Origin of the sequence: Blautia sp. SC05B48 (genome assembly GCF_005848555.1) — a bacterium.
Classification (GTDB): Bacteria; Bacillota; Clostridia; order Lachnospirales; family Lachnospiraceae; genus Blautia_A.
Genome location: NZ_CP040518.1, coordinates 3,064,376 through 3,088,958 on the forward strand (window position 1 = coordinate 3,064,376; position 24,583 = coordinate 3,088,958).

Annotated in this window: 19 protein-coding genes; 18 read left to right on the top strand and 1 reads right to left on the bottom strand. The window is 46.1% G+C overall.

The features are described from left to right. Positions 1–7: 7 nt before the first annotated feature. The 6 genes from metA (at position 8) to EYS05_RS14275 (ending at position 6,000) form a co-directional block, all read left to right on the top strand. The gene (gene metA, locus EYS05_RS14250; RefSeq protein ID WP_118515882.1) at positions 8–940 is read left to right on the top strand and encodes a homoserine O-acetyltransferase MetA; all 933 of its coding nucleotides are present in this window, start codon (positions 8–10) and stop codon (positions 938–940) included. Between the two features lie 411 nt (positions 941–1,351). Further along, positions 1,352–2,167: a methyltetrahydrofolate cobalamin methyltransferase gene (locus EYS05_RS14255; protein WP_138277405.1), complete on the top strand. Its 816-nt coding sequence runs from the start codon at positions 1,352–1,354 to the stop codon at positions 2,165–2,167. Positions 2,168–2,221: 54 nt separating this feature from the next. Then, positions 2,222–2,854 (top strand): corrinoid protein, encoded by a 633-nt coding sequence (locus EYS05_RS14260; RefSeq protein WP_015524728.1) that lies wholly within the window; start codon positions 2,222–2,224, stop codon positions 2,852–2,854. 91 nt (positions 2,855–2,945) lie between these two features. Beyond that, a complete protein-coding gene (locus EYS05_RS14265; protein ID WP_243119121.1) occupies positions 2,946–4,646 on the top strand; it encodes an ASKHA domain-containing protein in 1,701 nt (566 codons plus the stop codon). Between the two features lie 16 nt (positions 4,647–4,662). Next, positions 4,663–5,202 carry a DUF2284 domain-containing protein gene (locus EYS05_RS14270; RefSeq protein ID WP_138277406.1) on the top strand — a complete coding sequence of 180 codons (540 nt, stop codon included), beginning with the start codon at positions 4,663–4,665 and terminating at the stop codon, positions 5,200–5,202. Positions 5,203–5,217: 15 nt separating this feature from the next. After that, a complete protein-coding gene (locus EYS05_RS14275) occupies positions 5,218–6,000 on the top strand; it encodes an arylamine N-acetyltransferase family protein (RefSeq protein WP_138277407.1) in 783 nt (260 codons plus the stop codon). Positions 6,001–6,021: 21 nt separating this feature from the next. Here the strand turns inward: EYS05_RS14275 and EYS05_RS14280 are convergent, their stop codons facing one another. Next, positions 6,022–7,602, bottom strand: coding sequence for a PucR family transcriptional regulator (locus tag EYS05_RS14280; protein WP_138277408.1), 1,581 nt, complete (start codon positions 7,600–7,602; stop codon positions 6,022–6,024). A 261-nt stretch (positions 7,603–7,863) separates the two neighbouring features. Between EYS05_RS14280 and EYS05_RS14285 the strand changes: the two genes are divergently transcribed. The 12 genes from EYS05_RS14285 to EYS05_RS14350 all read left to right on the top strand — a co-directional run bounded on the left by EYS05_RS14285 (position 7,864) and on the right by EYS05_RS14350 (position 24,574). Next, positions 7,864–9,264 (top strand): MFS transporter, encoded by a 1,401-nt coding sequence (locus tag EYS05_RS14285; protein ID WP_118623784.1) that lies wholly within the window; start codon positions 7,864–7,866, stop codon positions 9,262–9,264. A 54-nt stretch (positions 9,265–9,318) separates the two neighbouring features. Next, positions 9,319–10,329 carry a uroporphyrinogen decarboxylase family protein gene (locus tag EYS05_RS14290; RefSeq protein ID WP_138277409.1) on the top strand — a complete coding sequence of 337 codons (1,011 nt, stop codon included), beginning with the start codon at positions 9,319–9,321 and terminating at the stop codon, positions 10,327–10,329. A gap of 521 nt (positions 10,330–10,850) precedes the next feature. After that, positions 10,851–12,245, top strand: a complete 1,395-nt coding sequence (gene ltrA, locus EYS05_RS14305; RefSeq protein ID WP_330575480.1) for a group II intron reverse transcriptase/maturase — start codon at positions 10,851–10,853, stop codon at positions 12,243–12,245. Between the two features lie 217 nt (positions 12,246–12,462). Continuing rightward, positions 12,463–14,154 (top strand): GspE/PulE family protein, encoded by a 1,692-nt coding sequence (locus EYS05_RS14310; RefSeq protein ID WP_138277410.1) that lies wholly within the window; start codon positions 12,463–12,465, stop codon positions 14,152–14,154. A 24-nt stretch (positions 14,155–14,178) separates the two neighbouring features. Then, positions 14,179–15,252 carry a type IV pilus twitching motility protein PilT gene (locus EYS05_RS14315; RefSeq protein ID WP_138277411.1) on the top strand — a complete coding sequence of 358 codons (1,074 nt, stop codon included), beginning with the start codon at positions 14,179–14,181 and terminating at the stop codon, positions 15,250–15,252. Positions 15,253–15,265: 13 nt separating this feature from the next. After that, positions 15,266–16,480 carry a type II secretion system F family protein gene (locus EYS05_RS14320; RefSeq protein WP_138277412.1) on the top strand — a complete coding sequence of 405 codons (1,215 nt, stop codon included), beginning with the start codon at positions 15,266–15,268 and terminating at the stop codon, positions 16,478–16,480. Positions 16,481–16,611: 131 nt separating this feature from the next. After that, positions 16,612–17,127 carry a type IV pilin protein gene (locus EYS05_RS14325; RefSeq protein ID WP_243119123.1) on the top strand — a complete coding sequence of 172 codons (516 nt, stop codon included), beginning with the start codon at positions 16,612–16,614 and terminating at the stop codon, positions 17,125–17,127. A 33-nt stretch (positions 17,128–17,160) separates the two neighbouring features. Continuing rightward, positions 17,161–17,919, top strand: coding sequence for a prepilin peptidase (locus EYS05_RS14330; RefSeq protein WP_138277414.1), 759 nt, complete (start codon positions 17,161–17,163; stop codon positions 17,917–17,919). A 153-nt stretch (positions 17,920–18,072) separates the two neighbouring features. Beyond that, positions 18,073–19,713 carry a pilus assembly protein PilM gene (pilM, locus tag EYS05_RS14335; RefSeq protein ID WP_138277415.1) on the top strand — a complete coding sequence of 547 codons (1,641 nt, stop codon included), beginning with the start codon at positions 18,073–18,075 and terminating at the stop codon, positions 19,711–19,713. Between the two features lie 11 nt (positions 19,714–19,724). Beyond that, the gene (locus EYS05_RS14340; RefSeq protein ID WP_138277416.1) at positions 19,725–20,444 is read left to right on the top strand and encodes a hypothetical protein; all 720 of its coding nucleotides are present in this window, start codon (positions 19,725–19,727) and stop codon (positions 20,442–20,444) included. Positions 20,445–20,508: 64 nt separating this feature from the next. Continuing rightward, entirely contained in the window at positions 20,509–22,101 is a 1,593-nt protein-coding gene (locus EYS05_RS14345; RefSeq protein WP_138277417.1) for a type II secretion system protein, read from the top strand. A gap of 16 nt (positions 22,102–22,117) precedes the next feature. After that, positions 22,118–24,574: a type II secretion system protein gene (locus EYS05_RS14350; protein ID WP_138277418.1), complete on the top strand. Its 2,457-nt coding sequence runs from the start codon at positions 22,118–22,120 to the stop codon at positions 24,572–24,574. Positions 24,575–24,583: the final 9 nt, after the last annotated feature.

Below are 24,583 nucleotides of genomic sequence, written 5' to 3' on the forward strand. Positions count from 1 at the left end.
GCAAACAATGCCGATCAAAACACAGGGGGATCTTCCGGTAAAGGAGATCCTGGAGAGAGAAAATATATTTGTAATGGACGAAAAACGTGCCATGCACCAGGATATCCGTCCGATCCAGATTCTGATCCTGAATCTGATGCCGCTGAAAGAAGAAACAGAGCTGCAGCTTCTGCGTTCTCTTTCCAATACACCGCTGCAGGTGGATGTAACATTTATGGCTGTGGAGAGCCATGAAGCGAAGAATACATCACTCAGCCATCTGAACAAGTTTTATGAAACGTTCACCGATATAAAGAAACGTAAATTTGATGGAATGATCATTACAGGAGCACCGGTGGAGCAGATGCCTTTTGAGGAAGTGGATTACTGGAATGAGCTGACTGAGATCATGGATTGGACTGAGAAGCATGTGACTTCCACAATCTTTCTCTGCTGGGCAGCGCAGGCCAGTCTCTATCATTTTTATGGTCTGGAGAAAAAACCTCTGGATAAAAAAATGTTCGGACTTTTCCAGCACAGGGTACTGAACCGTAAGATCCCGCTGGTCCGGGGCTTTGATGATGTATTTCTTGCGCCGCATTCCAGACACACAGAAGTTCCCATTGCAGATATCCATGCATGCAAAGACCTTACAGTCCTGGCGGAAAGCGAAGAGGCTGGTCTGTTCCTTGCAATGGCGGAGGGAGGCCGTAAAATCTTTGTTATGGGACATCCGGAATACGACCGCGTGACTTTGGATGGCGAATATAAGAGAGACCTTGCCAAGGGTCTGCCTATTGAAATCCCAAAAAACTATTACAAAGATGACGATCCAAACAACAAACCACTCCTCACCTGGAGAGCCCATGCCAACAATCTGTATACGAACTGGCTGAATTATTACGTATACCAGAGTACTCCGTATGACCTGTACGGGACACCGGATTTTAGGGAACTGTAAGAAATATGAAATAAGTATTGGCATAAGCCCATAAATCGTAGATAAAGCTATGATTTATGGGTTTATTTTAGATTGTCGCTCACGAATATCTTCCCTGAAAAATTTTCCTACAAAATGTAGGAATAAATGCAATGTTTATGGTATGAAATGCGGCTGGCTTTTTGCATTTATTTTGATACAATTATTACATAAAAGACATGGAACTGAAATAAGAATTTTTGGTTACTGTTCATTGGTAATATTCCGCGAGGTGATTTTTGTGAGCAAAGGTCACAGAAAACCCGGGAAATACCGCGTGAATTTATGAGATTAGCATAAATTTTGTATATCGCGAAGCGCGTTGCTGAGAACGGAGAGAACAGTAACAGTTCTTGATGCAGGCCAGAATATGTTAACGGGAGGATAAATAATATGATAATCATAGGTGAAAAGATCAATGGATCTATCCCCTCTGTGGCGGAGGCGATCGCAAACAGAGATGCAGAATTCATCAAGCAGCGGGCACTTGCTCAGGCAAACTCAGGAGCAAGCTATATCGATTGCTGCGCATCTGTTCCGGAAGCAGAAGAAGTAGAAACCTTGAAATGGATGATCGACTGTATTCAGGAAGTGACAGATCTTCCGATTTCCATAGACAGTCCCAGCGCAGATGTTCTTACAGAAGCTTACAAATTCTGCAGAAAACCGGGTATTTTTAACTCTGTATCCGGTGAGGGAGATAAGATCGATAAGATTTTTCCTCTTATGGCACAGCCTGAAAATAAAGGGTGGCAGGTTATCGCACTTCTAAGCGATGATACAGGTATCCCCAAAAGTGCGGAAGACAGGCTGAAGGTATTTGACAAGATCATGGCAAAAGCAAAAGAGTACGGAATTTCACCGGATCGTATCCATATTGATCCATTGGTTGAGATGCTCTGTACATCTGAAGATGGTATTGCGATGAACGTGGAAGTAATTTCAAGTGTTCGTAAACAGTATCCGATGATCCACATTACAGCGGCGATCAGCAACATTTCCTTCAATCTGCCGGTACGTAAGCTTATCAATTTCGGATTTGTGGTACTTGCAATGAATGCCGGCCTTGACAGCGCGATCATGGATCCTACAAACAGAGATATGCTTGGACTTGTATATGCAACAGAGGCATTGCTTGGTCTGGATGATTACTGTATGGAATACATCGGAGCATACAGAGAAGGTCTGATCGGACCTGTAAAAAAATAAATAAAACGCATATGCGGAATGCGGATAAAAAATAAAAAGCGGAGGTGTTTGATTATGTCAAAAATCACAGAAGTAGCAGAATTGGTAGAAAAAGGAAAAGCAAAACTTGTAGGTGCAGCTGTACAGTCAGCTCTTGATGAAGGCTGTGAGGCAACAGAGATTCTTAACAGCATGATCGATGCAATGGCTGTTGTAGGTGAAAGATTTAAAAACGGAGAAATCTTTGTTCCGGAAATGCTGGTAGCAGCCCGTGCAATGAAAAAAGGTGTTGAGGTTCTGAAACCGCATCTTGCATCCGGCGCTACAGGAAGTATGGGAAAACTTATCATCGCTACTGTAGCAGGAGATCTTCATGATATCGGGAAGAATCTTGTTGCGATGATGATCGAAAGTGCCGGCTTTGAAGTTATTGATCTCGGTGTTGATGTACCTGCATCGAAGGTTATTGAATGTTACAAAGAAAATCCGGATGTTAAGGTAATTGCACTTTCAGCGCTGCTCACAACTACAATGCCGGCTCTGAAGGATACAGTTGCAGCACTTAATGCGGAAGATTTCAGAAGCAATGTTAAGATCATGGTTGGAGGAGCACCGATCACGAAGGAATTTGCAGATGAGATCGGCGCAGATGGATATTCAGAAGATGCAGCAAGCGCAGCAGTTCTTGCAAAAGCTTTGGCAGCATAAGGGAAAATAAAACGGGCCGCTCTGTATTGTCTGTGCATGGCATAGACGGCAGAGCGGCTTTTGCTTTACAGTGACCATCGGAGGGATAAAAATGTACCGAATAAAATTTATCAGGGAGGAAAAGGAGATCCTGGTGGAACCGGGTACCAGGATCCTTGAGGCGGAAAGAAAAGCAAAGCTGGTTCCTGATGCACCTTGCGGAGGCCGGGGAAAGTGCGGGAAATGTCGTGTTAAAATAGAGGATCACATGGTGCTTGCATGTCAGACGGAAATCCACAGTGACCTTGAAGTAGATACATTGTCCGGATGCCGGGAAGAGGAGATCCTTACAGAAGGAATGCAGAGACCGGTTGCGTTCAGGCCTGATCTGAAACAGAAAAAAGTTATTCTTGAGAAACCGGAGACAGGAGATAACCGCTCTGAATGGCAGCGGCTGACAGAGCAGCTGGATGTGGAAAAACCTGTTCTGCCTGATACTGAAATTGCATCGAAGCTTTACGGCTGCAGAAAAGAAGCAGAAGAATGGTATGTGATCTGTGCAGGAAATGAAATCTTGGATATCAGCAGAGAAGAGAAAAAAATCTGTTTTGCGGCTTTTGATATAGGTACAACGACGGTGGTCGGCTATCTTATGGATGCATTAACCGGGAAGCAGCTGGCTCTGAAGAGCAGAATGAACCCACAGACTCAGTATGGCGCAGATGTGATCATGCGTGCGGATCATGCTCTGGAGCATGGCGTAGAGCAGCTGTCCGGTTGCATACGAAATGCGGTTGATGAAATGCTCCAGGAACTGGCAGAGGAAGCAGGAAGAAGCAGATCAGATATCTGTCAGGTATCAGTGGTAGGAAATACCTGCATGCATCATCTTTTTCTTGGGATTTCTCCGGCATCGCTGGTCCATGCGCCGTATAATCCGGCGATCAGTCAGGGACTTACACTGAATGCAGAGCAATATGGGCTCCATATCCACAGAAAGGGGCAACTGCTTATACTGCCTGATATAGCCGGGTATGTAGGGGCAGATACCTGTGGCTGCATTTTGACGCTCAGACAGGATCAGCAGAACGAGATCAGCCTTATGATCGATATTGGAACGAACGGGGAGATGGTCCTCGGAAATAAAACGAGATTAGCCTGCTGTTCAACAGCTGCCGGTCCGGCATTTGAAGGTGCGAAGATCGAGTGCGGGATGCGCGGAGGAGCAGGAGCAGTAGATCATGTAGTATACAAAGATGGAAAATGGGAATACACAACCATAGGAAATAAGGCTCCGGCAGGCTTATGCGGCTCAGGTCTGATCGATCTTGTGGCACAGCTGTACCTGGCTGGTTTTATTGATGAAAGTGGCCATCTGGAAAGCGGCCAGGAAAAGGCAGGAGTGTTTGTGCTAGTACCTCCGGAAAAGTCGGGGAATGACAGGGGCGTTTATCTGACACAGAAGGATATCGGAGAGGTGCAGCTGGCAAAAGCGGCTATCGCAGCGGGAATTTTTCTCCTTATGAAAAGACTGGAGATCACGGAAAAGGATATTAAACGGGTCTATCTTGCCGGTGCATTCGGCAATTACATGAATCCGGAAAGTGCGGCGGTGATCGGGATGTTCCCGGCCGGGCTGCTGCCCAGGATACAGCCGGTGGGAAATGCAGCCGGAGAAGGTGCCAGGATCGCGCTTCTGAATGAAGAGGAAAGAAAAGAAATGGATCGGATTGTCAAAAATATGGATTTTGTGGAGCTGGCAGCTTCGCCGGAGTTCCAGGACTGTTTTGTGGATGGCTTATGCTTTCCGTAATGCGAGGAGAATGGATATGCTAAATATAAAAGAACTGGAAGAAATGGGAAAAAAGGCAGGATTTTCCCATGTAGCGCTTCTGAAGAGCGATTCGATCGAGCTTATGCCGGAAGTAAGGGAAATGTGCAAAAATAATACCTGCCATATGTATGCAAAACGCTGGAGCTGTCCTCCTGGATGCGGAGATCTTGAAGTATGTAGAAAAAATATAGAAAAGTACAGGGAAGGCATTATTGTCCAGACAGTGGGGAAACTGGAGGATCCTCTGGACGGAGAGACGATGATGGAGACAGAAGCGGTTCATAAACAGAATTTTTATGAATTTGAAAAAGTGCTCAGAGAAAGATGGCCGGGCATGCTCCCCATAGGGGCCGGGTGCTGTACAAAATGTAAAACGTGTACATATCCGGATGCTCCATGCCGTTTCCCCGAACAGGCATTTTCTTCGATGGAAGCCTATGGAATGCTGGTAACACAGGTATGCCAGGCAAATGGTCTGGAATACTATTATGGTCCCTGCACGATCGCCTATACCAGCTGCTATCTTCTTGAATAGAACAGGAGTGAAAAAATGAATGACAGAGAACGGGAGGCATATCTGAACAGGATCGGATATGAGGGGGAATTAAGAACAGATAAAAAATGTCTGGAAAAGATAATGGAACTTCATCTATGCAGTATTCCCTTTGAAAATCTGGAAGTTTTTGACGATGGAAGGGTTCCTTCTCTGAGGTCGGAAGATATTTATGAGAAGATCATTGTCAGAAAACGAGGCGGATATTGCTTTGAGCTGAATAAATTGTTTTATGAGCTTCTGAAAGCTTTGGATTTCCGTGTGATCCCTGTGGCGGTAAGGATATTGTGGAACCGGGAAGAGCTTCCGCCGGTCCTGCACCGGGCAACGCTTGTTATTTTTGAGGAAGGAAGCTATTACTGTGATGTAGGATACGGAGGCCCCGGACCCAAGAAGCCGGTTCTTATGAAGGATGGTATCCACAGAGAAAAAAACGGATGGTACCGTGTTAACATGAAACCGGGAAATACAAACGGAGAGATTCTTGTTGAACGAAAGAAAGAAGAAAAATATCTGCCAATACTCAGATTTTCACAGATTCCTGCAGTAGAAGCAGATTTTGAACTGTTGAATTTCTATTGTGCAAAATCTCCGGATGTATTGTTTACCAGAAAAAGAGTGGTGAGCATTTGCAGACCGGAAGGAAGTGTTGCGCTGACCGGGGATGTTCTTACGATCCAGAAGGAAGATGGATCCATTGAAACGAAAATAAGCGATTCGGAAGAAACCATCAGGCTATGGATGGAACATTATTTCGGATTGGAGTTTTTACAGATATAAACAGAAAAAAGGACCAGGTTGTCAGGTGACAGTCTGGTCCTTTTCCTGCAGAAGAAAGCAGAGCTGCAGAAGAAGCCGGTCTTTCGGATCATCCAGATCAATCTTTGTGAGCTTCCGGATGCGCTCCAGGCGGTAGGTCAGGGAGCTTCTGTGTATAAAAAGCTCACGGGCTGTCTGAAGAGAATTGCGTTCGTGCTCCAGATAGACCTTGAGTGTGTGATACAGTTCAGTATTGTTTTTTCGGTCATAATTCTGCAGTGCATCCAGCCGTGAAGAGACCAGAAGCTCGGGACTGATCTGATGGCTGATCTGGGAAAGCATATATTCCAGAAGATAAGCATCAAAATGATAGCACCAGACCATGCTCTGGCTTTTTTTGCCCAGGCGCAAGGCGGAAACAGCCTGAATATAGCCCTGAGGGATCAGGAAAAAATCACGAAATTCAGAGCTTACTCCCATTTTAAAAAGCCCTTCGCGCATGATGATCGCAAGTGAACTGATAACATCGGAAGATACAGAGTGCTTAAAGGACAGATTAACGATCACAACGATTCCCTGCTGATAGGTAAAGGCCAGACCTTCCGGGATCTGGGCTTCAATGTGTCCAAGTGTGGCGATGGAAGAGTGCATACGGTCATCTTGCTGCTGGGTTTCCAGACGAAGTACAAGATACCGGTCATGACGGTTCCAGTTCAGATACTGAATCTGATCGGTAACTGCCTGTAGCTCTGTGAGCTTTCCGGAAAGATACTCCGTGAAAAACTGCCGGGAGTCATTTCCCATTGAGATCTGGAACAGATTGTGCCGACGGATACACAGTTCGATAAAGGAGCCAAGATACTCAAGAGCAGAAAAATGCCCGGGCTGTATCTCCGTCTGAAGCTCATCCACACAAATCCGACCCTGATAATTGCCGCTGACCCAGAGATTCATGTAGAGGATACGGTAACCGCGGAGCTCTTCGGAATAAATATTGGTGCCGTGGGTGATAAGTGTGCGCTGGTATTCGGCGTCAAGCTTGAAATCCTGAATCAGGCTTAAAGGTGCGATGAGTCTTCCTGTACGCTGGTCATGGACCCATTCGGACATACCGGTTACGTGCCGGGGAGAAGAAAGGATATAGAAGTTGGTGTCGTGGGCAAAAACCGGATTATGAAATATATCCAGACTGGCTTCCAGCATCTCATTCAGCGGATCGATACTTCCAAGTGCAAGCTGGAGTTTGCTGTCCCAGTCAGAATATCTGTCAAAGGTCTGCTGTATCTGGTTGAAGATCTCAGAAAAAGAAAGGGTGCCCTTTATGTGAAGGATCCTGCAGCTTTCGGAAAAACAGGAAAGATCACCGGAACCCACCACTACAAATGCGATGTTCTGGTATCGCAGGAAACTTTCGGAAAGAGAATTGCCGAAGACAAGATAAAGGTAGCATGGCTTCAGCAGGGCTCCTGCCTGATATATGCGAAGACCATCCAGCGTCAGGGGGTCTTCACGGCAGAGGATGGAAACATCCTCTTTTTTCTCCGCAAAATCGTCAGCAATGATCTGGAGATTAAGATGGAAGCCGGTATGCGGGCTATTCACGAAATGCTCTCTTTTATTCAAAATATTTCCTCCAATTCATAAAAGCCTTGTATTTATAGGAAATTATAACATATTAGACGGAAAATAAAAAGAAAACGGAGAGAAAATTATTTGTGCATATTTACAATAATAACTGTACAAAAAGTATGAAGCATTGGAGAAAGAATGAAGAAGTGTGCGGATTTACGAACAGGAAAAAAACAACTATACTATAACCATCAAAGGTAACGTGAAGTTGTGGAAATGGCCGGCCCCACAAAAAACAGCGAAGGGGGAAAGAAAATGAGTAAAAATGAAATACCGAAACAAGATCCGAAACAGAAAAAGGGTCTTACAAATGCCCTGAAATATTTCTTTGGTGTTGGTGATGCCGGATTTGTTCTTATGAGTAACATCGAGACATTTTACTTTATGACATTTCTGACGGATCTGGCAGGCTTTGCAGCTGGTGTAGCTGGTGTGATCAATTCCGTATTTACCATTGTTGATGCCTGTCTGTCCTGGCTTTACGGAGGAATCATCAACGGCACAAAAGCAAAGAAATGGGGGCGTTATCGTTCCTGGCTGATCATGGTTCCGTGGATGGTGCCGTTTCTGTATGCATTCATGTTCATACGTGTCAGCGATAATGAATGGGTTTCGGCAGTGGTGATCATTGTCGCATCCATCGCATCTCATGTGGCATGGAATTTCAGCTATGTTGCCAACGCAACCCTGATCAGTGTTGTTGGTAAAACACCGGAAGACAAAGCAACGCTTGCATCCTCCAGGGCAACCTGGAATAACATAGGCGGTCTGTTGTTTTCCTATATGGGTCTTCCATTTGCAACACTTCTTGCCGGATATGTCGGTGAGAAAAATAAATTTGCAGCAGCAGCTTTCTGCCTGGGTATTCTGATGGTCGTAACCTATTTTGCCCATTTCAAGATGACGGAAGGCTATGAAGAGATTGAAACGGAAACAGCAGGAAAGAAAAATGACAAAACAAAGATCACGATCAGAGAGATGTTTGCTTCCCTGTTTCAGAATCCGCCTCTTATGGTCCTGATGCTGGCAGACCTTGCAAAATGGTGTGTGAAATTTGTAACAGCAGCATCAGCTATTTACTATTTCAGGGATGCAATGGGAAATCCGGGACTGATGACCACTTATCTTCTCTGGGTTGCCATCGGTGCCATCATCGGAGCTTTTTCCATGAGATACATTGCAAAAGCAATATCGTCCCGTACAACTATGATCATTGCTTATGCAGGAATGGCAGTATCACTGTTCCTTGTATATATTTTCTATGGAAATGCAATGACAGTGATCGCTCTTATGACACTTGCCCAGTTTTTTTATGGCATGGCTTTTGCAGCTTCACCTGCACTTTATGCTGACACTGTAGTGTATGCAACATGGAAGAGCGGAAAAGATGCATCCGGATGGATCATGGGATTACAGAATCTTCCGCTGAAGATTGCCGTGTTCTTAAGAGGAACGATCCTCAGCGCCTGTCTTGTGGCGGTAGGCTGGAAATCCGGAGTTGTTCTTGAGGGGACGGCTCGTCAGGGAATGACGATTTCCTTTGCGCTTGTTCCGGCTATTTTCTGTCTGGCAGGTCTTCTGCTTCTGGTGTTTGGATTTAAGATCACAAAGGAAAAGGTTCTTCAGTATCAGGCTGAGATTGACGCAAGATCATAAAGATAAGTAATAGAGTATTTTGAAAGATCACAGGATAATAAAGGAGGAAGCATTATGTTGAAAGCATCGGAGATTTTACTTGAAACGATAAAAAAGGACGGCAGGCCGGAAAGACTTCTGAGACAGTATGAGGGTGCGACCTTTTACCCGCCTAACCCGGCAAATAATTATGTGCGTGGAAACCGTCACCGTGGTATGGAGCCTATGAAGGATCTTTTCGGAACTGAGATCCTCTGGCCCCAGGAACAGCTGGCTGCAATGCCACATGTAACAGAGGACAACAAAGTCATTGATGATATCACAGAATGGAAAGAGCAGCTGGTGATCCCGGATATTGTCGGTCAGTGCTCGGATCCGGCTTTATGGGAACCATTTAAACAGAAGGCACAGGAGATAAAGGATTCAGGAAGCCTTTTCATGGCATTTATGCCTACAGGTGTTTTTGAGAGGCTTCACTTCCTGATGGGATTTGAGGATATGCTGGTGAACTTCCTTCTTGAGCCGGAGGATATGATGGATCTCTGCAATGCCATTGGGGAGTACCGTTTTCAGCTTACAAAGCTGATCGTTGATAATCTCCACCCGGATATCATCCTTTCCCACGATGACTGGGGTTCCAAGCAGTCCCTGTTCATCAGTCCGGACACATGGAGAGAATTTATCAAACCACAGTATGAAAGATCCTATAAATATATGAAAGACCATGGAGTGATCATCATGCATCACGCAGATTCCTTCATGGAACCGATCATAGAGGATATGGTTGATCTTGGGATTGACATCTGGCAGGGAACACTTCCGCAGAATGATATTCCGAAGCTCCAGAAACAGCTGAACGGAAGAATGACACTTATGGGTGGAATCGATGCTTCTATTGTAGACCGTGTGGATTCCACAGAAGAAGAGATCCGCAAGGAGGTCAGAAGAGCATGTGAGGAGTATGCACCACACGGACATTTCATTCCATGTATTACCTATGGAGGTCCCGGTTGTCTGTTCCCTCATGTAGATTCAATTATTGATGACGAGATTGAAAAATATAATAAAGAGGTGTATGGAATTTAACCGAATGCGGGATTCGGATATCCGCTTGAACTGAAAAAACTGTTCTGCAATTTAATACAATATTGCAGAACAGTTTTTTGCTTGTAGTGCGCCCGGCGGCGCACGTTTCTAACGGGTTAAAGTCCCGAATCCGCCCGGTAGTGGGAAGGATATAGCCGAAGGCAAGGGTGTCCATCGTGAGACGGAATCCGAAGGAAGCCGGATGTGGGAACAGACTAACCACGGGCAAATCTCTGGTCTGACGAACAGAAATCTCATATAAGGTTATGCATGAGGGTAAGGCTGCTATCCAAGTCAAAGCCCAATAACTACACGGAATCATGCGTGATAAATAAGGCAGATGGATGGAGAGGAAGAAACGTGTGGTACCCGGGGAGGTCTGTGCGGTATGCTCCGAAAGGAGTAACCACTGTACAAAGCAGTGCTGAACGCACAGAAGTCAGCAGAGGTCATAGTAGCCGAAAGGTGAAGGACCGAATCAGTAGGAGTCTTGAGTATGACTGGGAAAGGAGGAATGACTGATGATGACAGAAAACACAAAAAGTGGCTGTTCGCAAAGAGATAGTGCGGAACATGAAGGGTATGCGAAAGCGTCAAGGTCATTCAATCGGATATGGAAAGAAAGAGACAGTGCACAGCCGAAACTCTTGGAAGCGATACTGTACAAAGATAATCTAAACAGAGCGTATAAAAGAGTGAAGGCGAATAAAGGAGCGGCAGGTATTGATGGAATGAGTATCGAAGAAACCCTGCCATATCTAAAGGAACATCAACAGGAACTGAAAAACCGGATACTCAGAGGAAAATATACTCCATCTCCGGTAAGGCGGGTTGAAATTCCAAAACCAGACGGTGGTGTGCGAAAGCTTGGCATACCAACGGTGATAGACCGTACCATCCAACAGGCAATAACCCAACAGTTAGTGCCAATCTATGAACCGCTGTTTGCAGATGGTAGCTTTGGCTATCGTCCGGGCAGAAGCGCCAAAGACGCAATACTTAAAGTGAAGGAGTATGCAGAAAAAGGATACACTTATGCAGTATCCTTAGATTTATCGAAATACTTTGATACACTTAACCATGAAATCCTTATTAACTTACTGCGCAAGACCGTAAAGGACGAACGGGTGGTACAGTTGATTAAGCGTTATCTGAAAAGTGGGGTAATGGAGAATGGAGTGGTGATGGAAACAGAGGAAGGTTCGCCACAAGGAGGAAACCTATCCCCATTACTGGCGAATATCTACCTTAATGAGTTTGACCAGGAGTTTGTAAAGAGAGGAGTCCCATGTATCCGATATGCAGATGACATTGTGCTCCTTGCGAAGAGCAAACGGGCATCGGAGAGACTTCTGGAAAGCAGTACGAAATATCTGGAAGAGAAGCTGAAACTTACAGTCAACAGAGAGAAAAGCCGTACTGTCAGCGTGTTTGCAATCCGAAATTTTAAGTTTCTTGGCTTTGCATTGGGAAGGAATGGGAACGGTATCTACGTTCGCGTTCATCCAAAGTCATGGAAGAAGTTTAAGTCGAGACTGAAAGAGTTATCTTCCCGTAAGTCTGTACAGTCAATCAAACCAAGCCTTGAGAAAATCAAGGTATATGCAAGAGGATGGCTGAACTATTACGGAATAGCAAGCATGAAAAACAATATTGAAGACATCAACGGATGGCTCTATCACAGAATACGCATGTGTATATGGAAACAGTGGAAACTTCCAAGAACAAAGAAAAGAAATCTGATAAAGATGGGAGTACACGAATACTATGCGAACATGGCAGCAAACTGCCGGAGAGGACACTGGTATTGTGCGAATCTGACAACAGTTAAGAAAGCCATGACAAAAGAAAGACTGATAAACGGTGGCTTTTATGATTTAGCCACAGCCTATCAGTCTGTGCACATCAACTATTGAAACCGCCGTGTACCGAACGGTACGCACGGTGGTGTGAGAGGACGGGAGCTAATCACTCCCTCCTACTCGATTTTTTCTGATGTTTTTTGCTAAAATCTGCTATATGTGTTATTTTTTGTAAAAAACAAATAATTGCGCTGATTGTGTTGAATGTGTACGAATTAAGTGAAAATAAGGTGGACGTCAGGTTTGCCCTGTATGCGGAGATGAAAGAAAAATGGCGATTAGAAGAGAACGGATGAGACTGGGAGATCTTTTGATCAAACAGAATGTTCTGACTGAGGAAGAACTGAAAAAGGCTTTGGAGCTGCAGAAGGGCAGCGGCAAAAAGATCGGAGAGGTTCTGGTCGATAATGGTTTTATCACGGAAGAGATGATCGTACGGGCACTGCAGATGCAGCTTGGCCTTAAGGTTGTCCAGCTGGCGGGGGTAACGATCCCGAAGGAAGTGCGGGGGCTGGTCAGTGTCGATCTTTTGAAAAAGTATACCTGTATTCCCTTTGAACTGGATCCTTATAATGCAAATATCCTGCATCTGGCTATGGCGGATCCGATGGATATGATGGCTATTGATGATATTTCCATTGTGACCAATCTTCAGGTGGAGCCTTATATCGCAACTACCCGAGATATCCGTACAGCCATCGACCGCTGGTATGGTGCGTCGGAAACGCTGGATGCAGCCAGACGTTTTACAAAAGAACGGGAGCAGCTTCGGGCTAATACCGGAGAAGAGACAGGAGCAGATGTCAGTGACGCACCTATCGTTCAGCTGGTACGGTCTCTGCTGGAACAGGCAATCCGCCAGAGAGCCAGTGATGTCCATATTGAAGCATTGGAAAGTAAAGTGCGTGTCCGTTACCGGATCGATGGTACTCTTTATGAAAAAATGGTTTACGACAACAGCCTTCTTCCTGCAATTTCCACCAGGATCAAGATCATGGGAGGAATGGATATTTCCGAAAAGAGAAAACCACAGGATGGACGCCTGACGATCATGGTGGATCGTCAGGAATACGATATCCGAATCTCCTCGGTACCTACAGTACATGGAGAGAAGATTGTTATGCGTATTTCCTCCAAGCTGAGCCTTACCAAAAACAAAAAAGAGCTGGGGCTTGCACCGGATGAGCTGAAACGCTTTGACCATATGCTGTCTGCACCCTATGGTATTATTTTTGTTACAGGACCTACCGGAAGCGGAAAGTCTACTACATTATATACGGCGCTGAGCGAACTTAATAAAGAGGCGGTCAACATTGTGACTGTTGAAGATCCTGTGGAAGCAGATATTGAAGGGATCAATCAGATCCAGGTGAATAATAAGGTGAATCTGACCTTTGCATCTGCACTGCGTTCGATCCTCCGACAGGATCCGGATATCATTATGATCGGTGAGATCCGCGACAGGGAAACTGCGGGAATCGCAGTACAGGCTTCGATCACCGGACATCTGGTAGTATCCACCTTACACACGAATAATGCAGCAGGCACCCTGAACCGTATGGCGGATATGGGAGTGGAGCGTTATCTCATTGCGGATTCCGTTGTAGGCGTTATCGCACAGCGTCTTGTGCGTAAATTATGTCCGCACTGCCGCAAAAAACGCCTGGCTACAGAAGAGGAAAAACGTCTGTTGAAACAGGATACCTATAAGGAAATGGAAATATATGAGCCAACTGGCTGTGATCTCTGCAATCATACCGGATATTTTGGGAGAACCGGTGTGTTTGAGATCATGGAAGTGAACGAGGAGATCCGTGATCTTATCGCAGAAGGCGGAAGTTCAGAGGAACTGGAAAATGCAGCCAGACGGGCAGGAATGTGTACACTGCATGACAATGGTATCCGTTATGTTCTGGAAGGAATCACATCCATTGAGGAAATGCTGAAAGTTTCCTACGAATGAGGGATCAGCAACAAGAGGTAAAAAATGTACATATTAGATGAAGTATTATCAGGGTCGGTCCGTGTGAAGGCATCGGATGTCCACTTTACTGTGGGCAGGCCGCCGGTGTATCGTGTGGATGGACAGCTGGATCCCATAGAAGGAGAAGCACTGTCACCTGAAATGATGGAAAAGCTACTCATGCCTCTGATCGATGTAAGACACAGAGCGCAGCTGCAGGAAAACGGGCAGACTGATTTCGCATACGCCATATCCGGGGTAGGCCGTTTTCGAGTGAATGTGTTTAAGCAGAGAGGAACGCTGGCAGCAGCCATGCGGTGTCTGCCTTTTGGTATCCCGGAACCGGGATCACTGGGGATCCCACCGGAAGTGGTAGAAATGACTACAAGGAAAAGAGGCCTTGTACTTGTTACAGGACCCACAGGAAGCGGTAAATCCACAACGCTGGCATCACTGATCCATGAGATCAACAAAAAGTATTGTTATCATATCATTACGCTGGAGGATCCCATTGAGTATCTGCACAGGCATGACCGGTCCATTGTAAATCAGAGAGAGATCGGAAGTGATTCCATGGATTACGCACAGGCTCTCCGTGCGGCACTACGCGAAGATCCGGACGTGATCCTGGTGGGCGAGATGCGTGATCTGGAAACGATCTCTACAGCTATCACTGCGGCGGAGACCGGGCATCTGGTGTTTTCCACGCTGCATACCACAGGAGCAGATCAGACCCTTGACCGGATCATCGATGTTTTTCCGCCGGATCAGCAACAGCAGATCCGTATCCAGCTTGCGGCTGTACTGGAATGCATTGTATCCCAGCAGCTTTTGAAGCGGGCAGACGGACAGGGGCGTGTGGCTGCCCTTGAGGTGCTGTTTGCAAACAATGCCATCCGGAATCTGATCCGCGAGGGCAAAACATATCAGATCCCATCGGTCATGCAGACCAGCAAAAGACTGGGAATGCAGACCATGGATGATGCGTTGTATGATCTCTATATGAGAAAAATCATCGATGCAGATGAAGCCGTTACCTATGCACAGGATCCGGTATCCATGAACAAAAAAGTAACCTTTGATCTGCCTGATTTCTGAGAGGAGTGAACCTATGCCGGGTTATTCATATATTGCCGTTGATCGAAACGGAAAAGAGAAGAGAGGCAGTCTGGAGGCTGATACCCGGGAAAAAGCCCTCGATTCTCTGAAAAATGCAGGAATGATCCCGGTTTCCGTGAGGGAGCAGGGAATTCTGAATAAAGATATTGATCTTTCTATAGGAAAAAAAGTAAAGTCGAGAGACTTAAGTGTATTCTGCAGGCAGTTTGTCAGTATTCTGCAGGCCGGTGTCCCGATGAAAGAGGCACTGCAGATGATGGAAGAGCAGACAGAAAACAAAACGCTGAAAAAATCCATCAGTGAGGTGCTTTCCGGGCTGGAGAAGGGCAATACTCTTGCGGATTCCATGAGGGCACAGCCGGAGAGCTTTCCGCCGATGCTTGTAAATATGGTGGAGGCAGGAGAATCCGCCGGCAGTCTGGATACTTCCTTCTCCCGCATGGCAGTACACTTTGAAAAAGAAGCAAAGCTGAGAGCAACGGTAATGAAAGCAACCATTTATCCCATTATCCTCATCGTGGTATCCATCGCTGTTATTGCGGTGATGCTGCTTTATGTGATCCCGATCTTTATCAGCATGTTTGACGGAATGGATATTGAGATGCCGGCTATTACCATGTTTGTAATGAATGCCAGTCGTTGGACCTCGTCGCACTGGTATGTGCTGCTGGCGGTTATCATTGCGCTGGCAGCCGGGTACCGTGCAGCATACAGAAGTGAACAGGGCCGGCTGGTCATTGATCGTATCAAAATGAAAATGCCGCTGTTTGGCAAGCTTACCGTCAAAACAGCCTGTGCTGAATTTTCCAGAACAGTAAGTACTCTTCTGTCAGCTGGGATTTCTACGATCAACTGCCTGGAAACAGCAGCAAAGGTTGTCCGGAACATCTATTATACCAATGCGCTGATGGATGTGAGAGAAGCTGTGATGAAGGGTATTCCCATGTCGGAGCCGCTGCGGGCATCCGGGATCTTTCCGCCGATGGTCTGTCAGATGACCGGGATCGGTGAGGAAACCGGAAACCTGGAGGCTATGCTGGAAAAGCTGGCGGATTATTATGATGAAGAGGTAGAAATGACTACACAGAGTGTGCTGGCAGCCATGGAGCCTCTGATCATCGTGTTTATGGCACTGGTCATCGGAATCATCGTCATTTCGGTTATTTCGCCTATTGCAGCGATGTATTCAGGACTTGATAATCTGTAAAGATAAGAGCCAGGGCAGGACCGGACCGGAAAAGCTTCTGCGGGAACTGCCCGAAACAGATTAAGGATGTGCTGCAGTTAAGCATAGGGAGCTGCATTCATCATAGATTTATGAAAAAGGAGAGATACAATATGTTTAGGCTTTTAAACAAAAAGAAAAAAGATAACAAAGGCTTTTCACTGGTAGAGCTTGTTATCGTAATTGCAATCATGGCGATCCTTGGCGGGATCCTTGCACCACAGTACACAAAGTATGTTGAGAAGTCCAGAAAAGCTGCTGATGCTTCCAATATGGATGAGATGGTAAAGGTTGTTAAGGTATATGCTGCTGATCCGGCTAATGAGCTTGCTACAGACACATATACTATTACAATTACACATAATGCTGGAACTACTGTTTCTAAGAATTGTCCGGATGGGCTGAAAGCAGAATTAGAGGCATCTATTCCTAAATGGGATACCACCACAACAAAATCCAAAAAGTGGGGTGTTGATGGAAACCCTACTAGTATTGTAGCTATGGTAGCTGTTAATTCTGAGGGTGGTACAAGTGTAACTTATACTACTGGGGATGCTGAGGGAACAGAGTCAAAAAATAATAAATTTGCACAGTATATGAGTTCTGGTGAGGCTAAAGCTAAAAAGTAATCACGCATAATTTCTACAGAAAGGAATACCCCTATGCTCCTTTTACTTGAAATAGTTCCTTACATAGTCATTTTTATATTCGGGATCACCATAGGCAGCTTTTTAAATGTCTGCATTTATCGGATTCCGCTTCATCAGTCCATTGTGACGGTTTCCTCCCATTGTATGACCTGTGGGAGGAAATTGAAGTGGTATGATATGGTCCCGGTATTCAGCTGGCTGCTGTTAGGTGGAAAATGTCGTAGCTGTAAATCAAAGATATCCTTCCAGTATCCTGTCATAGAGTCACTGAACGGGATTCTCTACGTAGTGATCTGTCTGGTAAACGGGATGGATCTGTTCAGTCTGATCTACTGTCTGATGACATCAGCACTTTTGACCTTAAGTCTGATCGACTGGCGCACCTATGAGATCCCGCCGGGGATCAATGGGTTTCTGTTTATCCTTGGTGTGGCCGCAGCTGTTCTGGACAGAGGAAATCTTCTTTCTCATCTGGCTGGTATGGTCTGTGTCAGCGGTTTTTTAGGTATCCTATATCTGATAAGCAGGGGCAGAGCCATCGGTGGCGGAGATATCAAGCTGATGTTTGCCTGCGGTCTGATCCTCGGGTGGAAGCAGATCATTCTGGCATTTCTGCTGGGATGCATCATCGGCTCTGTGATCCATCTGATCCGTATCCGGGTTCAGGGTGAGGGACATGTGCTGGCCATGGGCCCATATCTGTCAGCAGGTATTTTTCTGGCTGCCCTGTGGGGAAATGCGTGGATCAGCTGGTATATATCGTTATTGTGAAATCAGGAAAGTGTCATGCTGTATACAGAAGGTATTTCTGTAAACAGCAGCAGCCACTTTTCTGTTGCAAAAGTACATCCGCACAGAGGAAAATACAGCAGGTGTATTTTTGCAACGGAAAAGACCATGTAAAAGTATTTGGAGGAACCGGAAATGGCGAAATTTTTAAGCATAGAGGCAGAGGCCTCACAGCTCCGTGTGGCAGAGATAGAAGAAAACGGACGGAAGAACAGGATACGGCACTGCTTCTGTATTCAGGTACCAAAGGGAAGTGTGGAGGACGGACAGCTTCGGGATACCAGGAATCTGGCAGGTATTTTAAGAAAGGAACTGTCAGAAAGAGGAATCCGGATAAAAAAAGTATTTTTTGTAGTAGGCTCCACCAGGATCGCAAGCAGGGAAGTACGGATCCCTCTTGTAAAGAAGAACCGGATACAAAGTATTATCGAGGCCAATGTCATGGATTATTTTCCAATCGATATCTCAAAGTATGTGCTTTCCTACAGTATCATCGATATCGAGGAGGTGCAGGAGCAGCCTCCACAATATCATTTGATGGTTTATGCGGCCCCACGGTCCATTTCCAGGGCTTACGGAGAATTTGCGGAGAATGCAGGCCTTACCATGACCGGCATCAATTATACAGGAGACAGCATCTACCATTCTGTAAAGGGCGCTTTTTCGAAGGGCGTTCATATGCTGGTGAAGATCGAACTGGAATTTACCGGTATTACGATCATACGTGATGGAGAACTGGCTCTGCAGAGAAATATAAATTATGGTATGGATTCTGCTGTGGAGGCAGTACGTGCATTTCCGGTACTGGGAGACAGGCTGGATACAGACGGAGCTCTGAAGCTTCTTTTTGAGAAAAACTGCTTCTACGAGGCACTGGATGTTAATGAATCAGAAGAATACAGGAAAGACAGCCAGAGGGCGGATGAAGAGGGAAGGCAGCTGGCGGATGCAAAGGCGGAGGTAACGGAGAGTCTCCGTTATATGATCGGAAATATATCCAGGATCATGGATTATTACATATCCCGAAATCCGGGAGCTGTTTTTGACTCTATTTATTGCTGCGGGATCGGCGGACAGATCCGTGGAGTGATGGCACTTCTCGGGCATGAGCTTGGACAGGAGGTACACCGCATCCGGCAGCTTGAGAATTATCAGCTTCCGGATAAAAAGGAAAATGAGGATCTTTTTCTGTATGTGGCGATCCTGGCGCCGGGCAGATCCGGTGTGAACCTTATGGAAGAGAAGTCCTCCGGTAAAAAGAATAATGAGCAGGAATCTCTGAGAGGTGCGGTCGTGGTGTTTGCGATCGGTGCAGTGGCCGGGCTTGCTCTTACGGGAGCAGGCTTTGCAAACAGGATCCATCAGCAGAAAAATTACGAATATCTGAACCGGCGGGTAACGGAAGAAAGCCCCGTTGAGGACATCTACAATGCCTATACCGAAGCAAAATCGGAATATAAGAAATACAAAAAAATATATGAGCTTACCAATACCCCCAACGAAAAGCTGAAAAGCTTTCTTGAGGAAATGGAGCAGAAAATGCCGTCAGATATTACTATTGAAAATTTCAGTTCCACAGGAACAGAGGTCAGTTTTTCCATGCGAGTTACCGGAAAACCGGAGGCAGCGGATACTCTGATGCAGCTGCGGACCTTTGAAAGTCTGGCAACGGTAACTACAACAGGCATCGATCAGTCTGACGATGGAACGGTTACTATGACCGTTACCTGTACCTATGAGAAACCGGCAGCTGCTGATGAGAACAGCGAACAGTAAGGAGGCAGAGGATGAAACTTAAGATATCCATGCATGATAAAATAATATTGCTGATGTTTTTCGGTATTGCGTTCTTTGCGGCGGGATATGTGTTCGGATATCGTCCGCAGATGGAGAAGGCAGAGACCTTTCAGGCAGAGAGTGTGTCTGTCCGCGAACATCTGGACAGGCTTCTGAAAATGGCAGAAAAAAAGGAATACTACGTGAAGGAAACCTCCTCCATGCAGAAGAAGATCGAGGATTATGTGGCACAGTTTCCGGCAGATATAAAGGAAGAAGACGGGATCCTTCTTGCCAGTGCCATGGAAAATTCCCTGGATATGAAGGCTTCCAGCGTAGGCCTTGGAACGAAGGAATTCGTGGCTACTATGGACGGAAGATCCCAGTCGGATATTGAGGAACAGCAGGAAGCAGCGGATGCGTCAGAAAACCAGGAGGATACCGCAACACCGGTTTTGTACCGGACTCAGGATGACCTGCAGATTTCCATCACCTATGCAAGCCTGAAGGAGCTGGCAGAATATCTGGCATCACAGAATGGAAGGATGACCATTGATTCGGTAAATGCATCCTTTGATCCGACTACAGGAAATCTTACAGGTACGCTGACCGTGGATCTGTTTTCCATGACAGGGACCTCCAACAGCTATACAAAACCGGATGCAGGCAGTGTGGCACATGGAACCGGTAATCTTTTCGGTACGATAGAGAATGCAGAGGCAGGCAAATAGAAGGAGACAGTTAGAGGGGAGAAAAAGAGGCCCCTCTATCTGTATTTTCGGGAACAGGTGAAAAATGACGGAAAATAAAAAGAATTCAGGTATGACACTGATCGAAGTGATCGTTGCAGTGAGTATTTTTTCCATTGCTGCAGTGGTACTGTTCCGGGGATTTGTCACATCGGGACTGATCAACAGAAAATCCGCCCTCTATATGGAAGCAACAGCAATGGCGGAAAATATCATGGAGGAGGTCAGGGCGAAGGATTTCGGAGATCTTTCTCTGGCATTTAATTATCCGATCGACAAATCATCCTCCGGAAAAGAAAAAACAAGACTTTCTTTTCTGGATTCCCAGATCGACCAGGTCAGGGATGGAAGTCTTGGAGTGAGAGAAGTACTGAAGGACCATGAGGGCTATAGTGGGGTACGGCTTTACCAGGCTGCAGATGGGGAAGATACATCCAGAGTCACGGCATCTGTGATCTCTGAGGACAATGGCAGGACCTACACATTTAATCCGAGAGAAAACGGAGAAAATGCATCGAAATATTATTTCCAGCTTACCAATGTGAAAAATGATGTCGAAAGCTTTGACGCTTTGCTGGAGTTTGACGGAAGTAAGGATTCCGGCTACAGCAAGAAAACAGCCTCCAACAATGAATACGGCAAAAATGATTACCTTATGCCGAATATCTCAAAGCTGGATACCAGGACCAATGCGTTCCTTATCATGGATAAAAAATGGGATGATAATGCAATGAGGGAGATTGTGTCCGGACAGCTGGAATATGCAAAAAAAAAGTATGCAGAGGATAAAACAGAGGGCAGCGGGGAGGATGAACCGAAAAAGCTTTCTGAGGATGAGGTTTATGCAGGAACCAGGCGGACCCTTTATATCCGTGTGACAGAAAGCGGCGGAACCGTTAAGGCAGAGGCCCGCTATACCTTAAGTGCATATAATTATGTGAAAAAGAACGGAAACAGATATGAGCGGATGGATATCTGCCCCTGCGGCGGGGAATCCTTCCGTACAGGAACAAAGACAACCAGTGACTGCTTCTGTACTTACGAAAGTGCATATGTTCCATTTTACAGCGCGGAAGCAGATGCAAACCTGAAAAGCTTGTATGTTTTTTATTATCCCAATTATGAATCTGACAGCAGCGTGACACCTCTGGATGAGATCGTTCTGGATAATACTGCCAATTATCCTTTGCAGCTTTATATCACAAAGCAGAGGGACGAAGAAAACGGTACACCAACCTCCGTTCAGGAAAATGCCTACAGGATGTCCCTGACAGTAAAGGAAAGTCCTTCCCTGCTTGGAAAGAGCAACTGGAACACCAATCCCGGCCTTTACAAAGCACAGACAAAGCTTCGTACCAATCTTGACTATAATATCAGTGATCTGAATAAGATCCTGTCAAGACCAAAGATCAGCCAGATGAAGCTGACCTATCAGGCTGTCAGCGCATCAGGTGCCAATGAACGAAAGCTTACAGGGAGCGCTGCAAAGAAGGTCCTGGATCATAACGGCCTTGATGACCGGAAGCAGAGTGACAGGATCTATACTGCAAAGGTGAGTATATATAAAGCCGGTGCAGCAGAGAAAGGCTTTCCGGAAAGCGACCGGATCGCTGTTCTGGACAGTGCGAAGGAAGATTGAGTTTCTGGAGAAAAGAATGAACAAAATGAACAGTAAGACAAAACAAAAAAAGAACCAGGGTTTTTCCCTGATCACCGTGATCCTGGCGGTGTCCTTTATCGGCATTTTAAGCATGCTGATGCTGTATCTGGCAGTAAGCAATTTCTTTATGAAAACTACAGATCTGAAGGGGAAGAACAGCTTTTATACGGCTGAGCGTGCACTGGAGGAAATAAAGACAGGGCTGCAGCAGGATATAGGAGATGCCATGTCAAAGGCCTACATTCATGTACTGGAGACATACGATAAAAACAGTGCTTCCAAGGATGTAGTACAGGATGAAGAGCGTCAGAAGGAATTTCAGAATGATTTTATTGAAAAGCTTGCCGAAAGCCTTCAAAAAAGTGGCGGCTCCGGATCAGAATACAGTCTGGAGCATCTCAAGAGCTATCTGGATCTTACAGACAGCAATAAATACGATCCGGATAAAGAGACACTGATCGTGACCACACCTGCAGGAAGTGATCCGATACTGAAAAAAAGCCGGAAGGACGGGATCCTCCTGGAAAACCTGAAGGTAATTTATGTGGACGCCAAAGGGCTGGCATCTGTGATCGAAACCGACATCCGTCTGGGTATTCCGGAGGTACAGTTTCCCACCCCATCCACACTTCCGGATCTGATGAACATGATCGTTGTGGCAGAGGGAGGTATCATATGTGATGCAGATGTGACAAAAGCATCCACGATCCAGGGCAGTATTTATGCAGGGCTCTTAAAAGGCAAAGATAATCCGGACGGGGATTCCCGCACAAGTATTCTGCTGAAGCCGGGCGCTTCCCTGGAGATCACCCGGGGAGACAAGGTTGTGGGAGCAGGTGAGATCAAGGTGGAGGAAGGAGGAACCTTTACCAGTGATGCCGGTGTGACCCTTTGGGCACAGGGGGCGAGACTTTCCTCTGCGACTGTTAATCTTCTGGGAACTACATATTTTGCAGACGATCTGACTGTGGAATCCGGAAAAAACAGCAATGTGACTATCCGGGGGAATTATTATGGCTACGGCTCAGCAGGATCGGCAAGAGCAGACAGTTGCAGAAATGCGGGAACCTTGTATACAAACTGGACGGATGCGGCTATCAGCAGTGCCATCGTGATCAATGGAAAAAATACGACCATGGATCTTTCCGGAGTGGAGAAGCTCATGCTTGCCGGAAAAAATTATATAGGCACCTCCAGGATCGCATCAGGAAACAGCAGTGCCGGAAACAGTGATGTGATGACCGGTGAGAGCCTGACAGTAAAGGGAACACAGCTTGCCTATCTGTTTCCTGTGGAACTTTTTGATCTGGAATCCGGTGTGCTTGGCGGAAATCCGGTGTCCTACGATGAATATAGCCAGTCCGGGCTGATGGGGCAGACAGAGCTTCCGGTGAAATGGGATGAACCGGTGGAAAGCTGGGGAGGCAAAACTCTCCGCCAGATCGGAGTGGATCAGAACCAGCCGGTACAGGAGGTCTTTTATAATGACAATTCCGGAGGAGGCTCGGTTTATTTTTACCTGAATTTTTCAGATCCCTCCAGTGCGGCGGCATTTATGGACAGCTATTACAGCAGCAATCCACGGATAAAGTCAAATATGGATCAGTATCTGTCGTTCTATTTTGCCGGCGAGAACTCCGGGATCCGCATGGGAGAAACAGATAATTATCTCCGCTATGTGACAAACGGAAATATTCTGACCTATGATGGAAATACGGCTTCTGGTGATCTTATGGACGCAACGGATGCGGAGGCCTCCGGAAAGCTGGTCCAGGAGCAGATCAACTATCAGAATACCTGGTATGCCCTGAACCGTAAAATGATCACAAGCGTGGATCTTCTCAATACGAAGATGGAGGACTCCGAGGGGATCATACATGATGAGACAGACAGCGGAAGAAGCGTTTTTGACAATCTGGTCAATGAAAAAGAAATGGTCCGATATCTGTATGAAAAACATCCAAATGATCTGAGCTGCGAATTTACGGCCGGTGAGGAGGATGACGGATTGACTGCGATCATCTGCCATAATGGTGTGAGCAGTACCTATGAGGAGAAAGCTTCTGACGGCAGTACCAAAAAGACCACGGTTCCGGGAACAGGAAGGACACTGGAGATCACACAGGCTATGGCTGACAAGCTTCGTCTTGTGCTTTGCACCGGAGACGTGAAGATCGATGAAGGAGTACAGTTCCGTGGGATCATCATGGCAAAGGGAAAGCTGACACTGGAGCCGGGAGCAAAGCTGGAAGCAGCATCCCTTGAGGCTGCCAGGGTGTTCCAGAGCGTTACTGTCAATGAGGATATCGCACCTCAGCAGTTTTTCTGGGAGGGAGATAAATACGTCCTTGGAAATACGTCCGCAGAGGATGCCGGAAACGGAACCGGAAAGCTTTCCGACAGCTATGATCTTTCAGAGTATGTAACTTATGAAAACTGGAAAAAAGAGTAGGGATAAGGA